General features: G+C 65.2%; 1 protein-coding gene. It reads right to left on the bottom strand.

Features of this window, described 5'->3' with window-relative positions; all coding sequences use genetic code 11:
- Window positions 1-267 (bottom strand): TonB-dependent receptor domain-containing protein (locus AC0IYH_RS31880; RefSeq protein WP_471838278.1); only part of this gene is annotated, 267 nt, incomplete at both ends.

The raw sequence follows: 267 nt of genomic DNA, 5'->3' as shown, positions 1-267 counted from the left end.
ATCGCCGACCGCGTCGGCGTTGATCGCATAGCCGCCGACGCGGGCCAGCGTGACCGACCCTTGCGCTTCGAAGCCGTAATAGCGCGCGTCCGCCTGCGAATACTGGAAGCAGGGCAGGTCGACATCGCCCCGCGCCGCCGCGACGCAGACTGGTGCTGCGACCTGCGTCTCGTAGATGTAGTTGGAAAACCAGTTGTAATAGGCCGATGCGTCGAAGCTGAAGCCGCTGCCGTGCGCGTGCAGTGTCGCTTCCAGGCCCCAGCTTTC

The organism is Pseudomonas sp. AC463, from assembly GCF_979253585.1.
The sequence above is the reverse complement of the archived record's forward strand: the minus strand, read 5'-3'. Positions and strand labels throughout refer to the sequence as shown.